General features: G+C 71.2%; 3 protein-coding genes. 1 reads left to right on the top strand and 2 read right to left on the bottom strand.

The annotated features are described in order from the left end of the window. Window positions 1-736: hypothetical protein (locus VFH10_RS11880; protein WP_325128754.1), on the bottom strand; the 736-nt coding region annotated here is incomplete at its 3' end. Between the two features lie 88 nt (window positions 737-824). Between VFH10_RS11880 and VFH10_RS11875 the strand changes: the two genes are divergently transcribed. Next, window positions 825-1,700, top strand: coding sequence for an A/G-specific adenine glycosylase (locus VFH10_RS11875; RefSeq protein ID WP_325128752.1), 876 nt, complete (start codon window positions 825-827; stop codon window positions 1,698-1,700). A gap of 57 nt (window positions 1,701-1,757) precedes the next feature. Here the strand turns inward: VFH10_RS11875 and VFH10_RS11870 are convergent. Next, window positions 1,758-3,053 (bottom strand): AAA family ATPase (locus VFH10_RS11870; protein ID WP_325128750.1); only part of this gene is annotated, 1,296 nt, incomplete at its 5' end.

The raw sequence follows: 3,053 nt of genomic DNA, 5'->3' as shown, positions 1-3,053 counted from the left end.
TCTTCTCGCCCTTGTCGGGCTTGGGCTTCGCGGTCCGGGTCGGCGCCACCGGGGCCTCGAGCTCGAACTGGACGTCGGTCGGCTCGGCCCCGAAGGCGGCCGCCTCAACGTGGTAGAAGCCCGGCAGCGCCCACGCGGGCTGGCGGGAGCACGTGCTGTCGGACCGCTGGCCGCGCCAGCCCATGTCCACCTTGGCCGGCACGTCCTTGCGGACCACCACGTCTGCCTGCGGCACCGCGTCGGGGCAGTCCTGGCTCGACCAGATCCGGTCCTCACCGGAGGTCACCTTGACCACCAGCGACTCGGGGGAGACGGTCCAGGTGCAGGCGGCCGACTCCAGGGTCGTGAGCTTGAGCCGGAAGTGCACGAGGCTGCCCGCGCGCGCCGTCTCGCGCAGCTTCGGCTTCACCACGACGTCGGAGCTGACGCACGGGCCGGTCGGCTGGGCCAGAGGCGTCTTGGTCTTCTTCGGCTTGCGCTTCGTGCCGCCCCGGTTGCCGCCGCGGTCAAGTTCGGCCTCGGGGTCTGCGTCAGCGGTCGACGCGGACGGGACGCCGTCCGACGGTGCCGGGTCGGCGCCCACGACCCGCGCGGAGTCCGCTGCCGGGTCGCCCGGGCCGCCGAGCAGCTGGGCGATGCCGAAGACGAGGGCCAGCGCGACCACGAGCACCAACGTGCGGCGTACCCAGTACACGCGCGCCGGCAACGGTCCTCGCGGACGAGCCATCGACCTCATGCACGAACGGTAACTTCGCGGACCACCCGGTCCCGGTATGCCACTCCGCGGGGTCCGGGATCCGCGCCGTTACTAGGCTTGTGGCGTCATGACCTCCGTCGCCCCCCTGCCCGCCCGGGTGCTCCCCTGGTACGACGAGCACGCCCGGGACCTGCCCTGGCGCGATCCGTCGGCCTCCCCCTGGGCTGTGATGGTCAGCGAGTTCATGCTGCAGCAGACGCCGGTGTCACGGGTGCTGCCGGTGTACGAGCAGTGGCTGGAGCGCTGGCCGCGAGCGAGCGGCTTGGCGGCCGAGCCCGCCGGTGAGGCGGTCCGCGCGTGGGGACGGCTCGGCTACCCGCGGCGTGCACTTCGGCTGCACGCCGCCGCCACCCAGATTGTGCGCGGCCACGACGGCGAGGTGCCCGCCTCCTACGACGACCTCATCGCACTGCCCGGCGTGGGCGACTACACGGCCGCCGCGATCGCGTCGTTCGCGTTCGGGCAGCGGCACGTGGTGCTGGACACCAACGTGAGACGCGTGCTGACGCGCACGCTCTCCGGGCTGGAGTTCCCGGCCGCGACCGTGACCCTTGCCGAGCGGGAGCTCGCGACGACCGTGCTGCCGGGCGATGCGCCGACCGCCGCCCGCTGGTCGGTGGCGGTGATGGAGCTCGGGGCCACGGTGTGCGCAGCGGCGTCACCTCGCTGCGCGTCGTGTCCCGTGGCCGACCTCTGCGCCTGGCGGGGTGCGGGCCACCCGGCGTACGACGGCCCGCCGCGCCGCGGCCAGACCTACGACGGCACCGACCGGCAGTGCCGGGGGCGGATCCTCGCGCTCGCCCGGGAGGACCACGCGCCGGTGCACAGGTCCCGGATCGACTCGGCATGGCCGGCCGCCGAGCAGCGGCAGCGCTGCCTGGAGTCGTTGGTCAGGGACGGCCTGCTGGTCCCTGTCGGAGCGGAGGCCTACGCGCTGCCGTAGGCCCAACACGCAGCGAGGGCGCCCCCTGCTGGGGACGCCCTCGTCTTGCTCCTGGACTCAGCCGGTCTCGGTGTCGCCCGTAGCGGCGGTCTCGATCGGCGGCATGTCGGGCAGCTCGCTCTTCTGGTTGCCCTTGAAGGTGAACTTCGCCTCCACGCCCTCGCCCTCGACGTCGACCAGCACGATCTGGCCGGGGCCGACCTCGCCGTACAGCATCTTCTCCGCGAGGGTGTCCTCGATCTCGCGCTGGACGGTGCGCCGCAGCGGACGCGCGCCGAGCACCGGGTCGAAGCCGCGGGTCGCGAGCAGGTCCCTGGCCGCCTGGGTCAGCTCGATCGACATGTCACGGTCGCGGAGCCGCAGCTCGACGCCGGCGATCATGTTGTCGACCATCGAGACGATCTGCTCCATCGACAGCGGCGGGAAGACCACGATCTCGTCGACGCGGTTGAGGAACTCGGGGCGGAAGTGCTGCTTGAGCTCCTCCGAGACCTTCGCCTTCATCCGGTCGTAGTTGCCCTGCAGGTCGGAGGCCTGCTGGAACCCGAGGCTCGCACCCTTGCTGATGTCGCGGGTGCCGAGGTTCGTGGTCATGATGATCACGGTGTTCTTGAAGTCGACGACCCGGCCCTGGGAGTCGGTCAGGCGACCCTCCTCCAGGATCTGCAGCAGCGAGTTGAAGATGTCCGGGTGGGCCTTCTCGACCTCGTCGAACAGCACCACGGAGAACGGCTTGCGGCGGACCTTCTCGGTCAGCTGGCCGCCCTCCTCGTAGCCGACGTAGCCGGGAGGCGAGCCGAACAGCCGCGAGACGGTGTGCTTCTCGCTGAACTCGCTCATGTCGAGCTGGATCAAGGCGTCCTCGTCGCCGAACAGGAACTCCGCGAGCGACTTGGACAGCCACGTCTTGCCGACGCCGGAGGGGCCGGCGAAGATGAACGAGCCTCCGGGCCGCTTGGGGTCCTTCAGGCCGGCTCGGGTGCGCCGGATCGCCCGGCTGAGCGCCTTGACGGCCTCCTCCTGGCCGATGACGCGCTTGTGCAGCTCGTCCTCCATCTTGAGCAGCCGCGTCGACTCCTCCTCGGAGAGCTTCACGATCGGGATGCCGGTGGCGACCGCGAGGACCTCGGCGATGAGCTCCTCGTCGACCTCGGCGACGACGTCCATGTCGCCGGCCTTCCACTGCTTCTCGCGCTCGCCCTTGGCGAGGATCAGCTTCTTCTCCTCGTCACGCAGGGACGCGGCCAGCTCGAAGTCCTGGCTGTCGATGGCGCCTTCCTTGCGGCGGCGTACGTCGGCGATCTTGTCGTCGAACTCGCGCAGGTCCGGCGGCGCGGTCATCCGGCGGATGCG

Source organism: Nocardioides sp. (assembly GCF_035697785.1).
Classification (GTDB): domain Bacteria; phylum Actinomycetota; class Actinomycetes; order Propionibacteriales; family Nocardioidaceae; genus Nocardioides_B.
Note: the sequence above shows the minus strand (reverse complement) of the source record. Positions and strands in the feature narration are given on the sequence as shown.

Coding starts and splice junctions, on each gene's coding strand:
- VFH10_RS11875 (WP_325128752.1), top strand. CDS start 825: ATGACCTCCGTCGCCCCCCTGCCCGCCCGGGTGCTCCCCTGGTACGAC.